This window comes from Kangiella sp., assembly GCF_014762745.1.
Classification (GTDB): domain Bacteria; phylum Pseudomonadota; class Gammaproteobacteria; order Enterobacterales; family Kangiellaceae; genus Kangiella.
In genome coordinates this window covers 1-5,020 of record NZ_JABURJ010000085.1, presented here as the reverse complement: position 1 = coordinate 5,020, position 5,020 = coordinate 1, and the positions used below count along the sequence as shown (strand labels likewise).

Below are 5,020 nucleotides of genomic sequence, written 5' to 3'. Positions count from 1 at the left end.
TGGGCGATAGAAAGATAGCTAATCATTCTATCAGGAGAGATACAAGGATGGGTTATACCCAAGGGGGCAGACCCGGCGTTAGCCGTAACCCATCAAGAAAGCAATCGATGGGTTACGCTCAAAGAGCTAACCCATCCTATGAAAACATAAACATTACGGTAGGGGCGACCTGCGGTCGCCCAAGATCCTACATAAATCTCCGACGTAGGGTGGGCCTTGGCCCGCCCTACCTTGAACTAAACCTTAACGGTGCGGAAAAGTCATGACTTATCCTAGATCCTGAATAAATTTCAGGCGGGCAATTCTCCAAGAATTACCTCTGCATTCCCCTTTATATTCCACAAAGCACCTCACCCGAGGAGTGTCATTCCAAACTAGATTTGGAATCTGCTCTTTACCTCGATAAAAACATCCCCTCTTGTTTGACTCATATCAAGGGCTTTGCCAAAAACTGCCCATAGAATGTGCTCATTGCCCAGATCTGCAAAAACATACGCAGAAAAATATGCAAACTGTTTTGCATAAGTGCTATGGAGAACGAAACCATGATGCCACTTGATCATTTACGCTCACAAATCGATACCATTGATGAGCAGCTTTTAATCCTATTAAAACAACGCTCAGAAGTGATCGACCAGATCTCTGATCTGAAAGGCGAGCTTGGCCTGCCATTACACTGCCCGGAACGCGAACGCCAAATCATCAACAATATCTGTTCGCAAAACCCTACGCTTTATCACCAGCTGGATCTGGTCTGTATTTTCCGTGCCGTTTTTAATGCCAGTTTGAATCTACAACTTCTAAAAAACACCAAACAAGCAGGTTAAATCAATTCATGGAATTAGTATGTCCAGCGGGCAATTACCCGTCATTAGTCAAAGCGGTTGACCAAGGTGCAGACGCGGTCTACATCGGCTTTAAAAATGCCACCAATGCGCGCCATTTTTCAGGCCTGAACTTTAGCGAAAAACATCTACATAAAGGTATCGAATACGCGCACCAGAATAACTGCAAAGTCTATTGCGCGATCAATACCTACCCAAGGCAGGATGGCTGGAAGACCTGGACTTCAAGTGTCGATATGGCGCTGGATATTGGCATTGATAGCCTGATCGTTGCTGACAGCGGCATCATGGATTACATTCGTTCCCGCTCAGATGATTTCCCTATCCATTTATCAGTGCAAGCCTCGGCAACCAATCTTGAAGCACTGAACTTTTATCATCAGAACTTTGGTATTAAGCGTGCCGTTCTACCCCGCGTTTTGTCATTAAAACAAGTCACTCAATTAGCACAAAAATCACCGGTTGAAATTGAGGTTTTTGGCTTTGGCAGTCTCTGCATCATGGCCGAAGGTCGCTGCTATTTATCCTCTTACTTAACCGGTGAGTCGCCGAATACCCAAGGTGTTTGCTCACCCTCCTCTCATGTCCGTTGGGAAGAAAACGATGGCGTGCTCAAGAGTCGATTAAACAACCTGCTGATTGATCAATTTGAAGAAGGTGAAAACGCAGGCTATCCAACTTTGTGCAAAGGCCGCTTTGAAGTTGAAGGTAATATCGAATACGCCCTGGAAGAACCCACTAGTCTGAATACGATGGACATTCTGCCTGAACTGCACCAGGCCGGTGTGGTAGCGATCAAAATTGAAGGTCGCCAACGCAGCCCTGCCTACATTGAAACAGTGGCCAACGTCTGGCGAAAAGCGATTGACTCAGTCCTCAAAAACTCAGCCAAACCCACCGAACAAGACAAACAGAAGCTCACAGCACTGTCAGAAGGCCGCCAAACAACGATTGGCGCCTATGAACGCAGCTGGCAATAAACACTATGAAAACATCACTCGCAGCCGTCCCTTATTTCTGGACCAAACAAGCCTATCAGGACTTCTACCAGCAAGTTGCTGAAACCAATATTGATGCCGTCTATCTGGGCGAAACCGTTTGCTCAAAACGTCGCAGCATGACTTTACAAGACTGGGTGGAGATTGGTAAACAGTTAGCCAGCAAAGGCAAACAGGTAGTGCTTTCAACCATGACCCTGCTCGAAGCAGAGTCAGAGTTGAACTACCTGAAAAAAATTGTCCAGCAAGATCATTTCCTGATCGAAGCCAATGACATGTCAGCGATACAAGTCGCCAACCAAGCAAGCAGGCCATTTGTCGCCGGTAATGCCATCAATATCTATAACAACCAATCGTTAAGCCTGTTCAACAAATTAGGCATGACCCGCTGGAACATTCCGGTTGAACTTGGCCAGGAAGATCTGAAGCCGGTTATCCCAAAAGCACAGGAGTTTGGCGTAGAACTTGAGTATCAGGTTTATGGACGAATGCCACTGGCCTACTCCGCTCGTTGTTTTACCGCACGCCATCATGACCTGCCCAAAGATCGCTGTCAGTTTAAGTGCAAAGATGACGTGGAAGGGATTGCGGTTACTACACGCGAAGGCGATAGCTTTGCACAGATTAATGGCATCCAGACTCAATCGGGCAAAGTCAGCAACTTACTCAATCACTGGCAGAAACTAGAGGCCGCTGGAATCGATTATGCGCGGATTGTGCCCGTAGCTCCCGAAACCACCCTAGAAGTTATTCATGCGCTGAGTCACGCCATTAACAATAACCAGCCAACCGTCAGTTTTACAGACGATACGCGCGAATATTGCAACGGCTACTGGTTTCAGATGGCTGGCCTGGAAATGATCGCCTGATAGTGCTGCAACAGAGTCAGCACCACTTTGGGTATAGCCTCAGGGTCTAATGTATCCAACGTATTCTTAACATGATGCGCCAACTCCGTATCGCCACCGATGGTTAGTTTGCGCTGGAAAAACAACGTATCCGGGTCAATCTTCTGCTGCACCATATCAATCGCATCAACCGTCATCACCGACAAATAAGCATTCGCCGCGCACGCCTGGCGCACAACCTCACGACACACAAACTGACCATTGCGAAAACCAAGCGTCACAAACAACTGCGCATCCCTGATTTCAACCTGCAACCACTTACCGGTCAGATAATCAAAATCACCATCCGCCACCTGCTCCTGCAACACACAATTCAACACCGACTCAATTACTTTCCGATTAACCAGCTGCGGCACCAAACGCACACAAAAACCTAAATTTTTCGGAGCAACCCAGGAAGCAAATTTAGGCAAAAAAGCAGACTTCAAATTATTAGCAAAAGGAAGGTTTAGAACACCAGAGGATTCAGCCATAAAAATTCATCAATTGTTGAAATTGGCTCATTATAAGAACTGCACAACAAATAAAGCATGACCTTGATCATGCGCCTCCTCATTCGAAGAGTGACCTCATCAACCAAGACTGTAGGGGGCTGTTCGAAATGACAAACATGATGTAGGGGCGACCTGCGGTCGCCCAAGATCCTGAGTGAATTGCCCGCCCTACGTTCAAACCAAACCTTGACCGTGCGGACAAGTCATGAGTTGTCCCTACAAACATCAATGGTAACTAAAAATTATCGCCGTTAACTAATATCAATAACCTGTTCAATTACTTTGATAATATAAGGAACCCTTTGTTGGCTGACTGAATCACTGGGTAAATGACCAGGTATAGACTGCATGAACTTTTTGTCATTCAACAAGGTTCTAAACTTATCGGCCAGCGCACTTTTTATCCCTTCACCGACTGAAGCTATATCCTCTAATAACTCTGGCCGCCCTTCTAAAACAGCAACGATGTCTTCAATATCGTGACTGTACATATAGTCGCCATTACCGCGTCCCTCGAAAGCTTCAATTTTGGTGATTAAAAAGTACGGCGCAGTGACAACTTGTATAGACTTTTTATTCGGTAGCCGATATTCAAAAGTATTATCCGCAGCAATCGCATACCATTCATTGCCAAAGCCTAAGATATCAGGGTTAGTCGGCATCACATCAAGAACAACGTCCTCGCTAGTCCATCTACACAAAGGTGCATCTTCGCTCAAGTCTTCGGAAAAACCTTTCTCTCTAAGTCTTTCTGCTAGTTGATAATACTCGTGCTTTGTGGCGACCTGCACAATGGCATCAACATCACGAGTTACCCGAATCGGTGGAGAGGCGCTATCAGTGATCAGCAGTCCAGTCGCGCAACCGCCCAGAAAGACCATATCATCAGCCAGCTCTGCTAACCGGTTAACTGCTAACATCAATATTTCCATATTAGGATTTTGTACTCTAGACACTAACCCAACTCCTTTTCTAATAACTCAATGGCAATTTTTCGTTCACGCGCATTCCCAGCACGAATAGCATCCACCAAAACTAAAAGCTCATAAAGTTTCTGGTCATTCCTGGCAGCCATTGGAGCGGATCGAAATAGTGGCTCTAAAGTCATCCCTCGAACTGTACCTTCGGGATCGGGCCATACTGGAACAGGATCATTATCAGCAACCATCATACTCGCCAACGGCTCAGCCCCGTGCCCTGTAGGCATGCCACGAACTAACTCACCCCGAATCGGGTAAAAGACAAATGGCAAACCATTAACGATAAAAGACTTTAGGTTTTGAAGATGTGGAACAACCTTATCCCCATTTTTAACAGCAAGCTTTGCAACAACTGCGCGCTGGCAGGCATACAACACTTGAGAAGGGCTCATACCAAGCTCTAACGCTAAAGTATTATACGACCACTCCCGGCCGCCAATAGCGAACAACTTAAGCATCACTAAAACATCTTGCGGCTTCAACATAGGTTCAACTATTATTCTATATTCTAAAATCTAGAATTAAGAATGAGCTATATCAAAGAAAATGTCAAGACTGCCCCGAATAGCCAACCCAACCCAATCAAATCAAATTATGAGCCGATTAACCTCACTATTCGGCTCAAAGGCAATGTTAATACGATTGGCACAGACATAGGATGGGTTAGCAAAGCGTAACCCATCTGTTTTTTTTTCTTTATTGATGGGTTACGGCTAAAGCCGGGTCTGCCCCCTTGGGTATAACCCATCCTTGTATCTCTCCTGATAGAATGATTAGCTATCTTTCTATCGCCCA

The 5,020-nt window shown here is 45.7% G+C and carries 6 protein-coding genes; 3 read left to right on the top strand and 3 right to left on the bottom strand.

Features of this window, described 5'->3' with window-relative positions:
- The first annotated feature begins 545 nt into the window (after positions 1 to 545).
- From HUJ19_RS05970 to HUJ19_RS05960, 3 genes are read left to right on the top strand one after another with little or no spacing between them, the layout of a single operon-like run.
- Positions 546 to 827 (top strand): chorismate mutase, encoded by a 282-nt coding sequence (locus HUJ19_RS05970; RefSeq protein WP_290622789.1) that lies wholly within the window; start codon positions 546 to 548, stop codon positions 825 to 827.
- 8 nt (positions 828 to 835) lie between these two features.
- Positions 836 to 1,825 (top strand): peptidase U32 family protein, encoded by a 990-nt coding sequence (locus tag HUJ19_RS05965; protein WP_290622788.1) that lies wholly within the window; start codon positions 836 to 838, stop codon positions 1,823 to 1,825.
- Between the two features lie 5 nt (positions 1,826 to 1,830).
- Complete coding sequence (locus HUJ19_RS05960; protein ID WP_290622786.1) at positions 1,831 to 2,712, top strand: U32 family peptidase; 882 nt, start codon at positions 1,831 to 1,833, stop codon at positions 2,710 to 2,712.
- Here HUJ19_RS05960 and HUJ19_RS05955 read toward each other — a convergent pair.
- The 3 genes from HUJ19_RS05955 to HUJ19_RS05945 all read right to left on the bottom strand — a co-directional run bounded on the left by HUJ19_RS05955 (position 2,682) and on the right by HUJ19_RS05945 (position 4,710).
- Entirely contained in the window at positions 2,682 to 3,224 is a 543-nt protein-coding gene (locus tag HUJ19_RS05955) for an SCP2 sterol-binding domain-containing protein (RefSeq protein ID WP_290622785.1), read from the bottom strand. The two genes, HUJ19_RS05960 and HUJ19_RS05955, sit on opposite strands and share 31 nt — an antisense overlap.
- 272 nt (positions 3,225 to 3,496) lie before the next feature.
- On the bottom strand, positions 3,497 to 4,201 hold the full coding sequence (locus HUJ19_RS05950) for a hypothetical protein (protein ID WP_290622784.1): 705 nt from the start codon (positions 4,199 to 4,201) through the stop codon (positions 3,497 to 3,499).
- The gene (locus tag HUJ19_RS05945) at positions 4,201 to 4,710 is read right to left on the bottom strand and encodes a hypothetical protein (RefSeq protein WP_290622783.1); all 510 of its coding nucleotides are present in this window, start codon (positions 4,708 to 4,710) and stop codon (positions 4,201 to 4,203) included. Before HUJ19_RS05945 ends, HUJ19_RS05950 begins: the two co-directional genes overlap by 1 nt.
- Positions 4,711 to 5,020: the final 310 nt, after the last annotated feature.

Coding starts and splice junctions, on each gene's coding strand:
- HUJ19_RS05970 (WP_290622789.1), top strand. CDS start 546: ATGATGCCACTTGATCATTTACGCTCACAAATCGATACCATTGATGAG.
- HUJ19_RS05965 (WP_290622788.1), top strand. CDS start 836: ATGGAATTAGTATGTCCAGCGGGCAATTACCCGTCATTAGTCAAAGCG.
- HUJ19_RS05960 (WP_290622786.1), top strand. CDS start 1,831: ATGAAAACATCACTCGCAGCCGTCCCTTATTTCTGGACCAAACAAGCC.
- HUJ19_RS05955 (WP_290622785.1), bottom strand. CDS start 3,224: ATGGCTGAATCCTCTGGTGTTCTAAACCTTCCTTTTGCTAATAATTTG.
- HUJ19_RS05945 (WP_290622783.1), bottom strand. CDS start 4,710: ATGTTGAAGCCGCAAGATGTTTTAGTGATGCTTAAGTTGTTCGCTATT.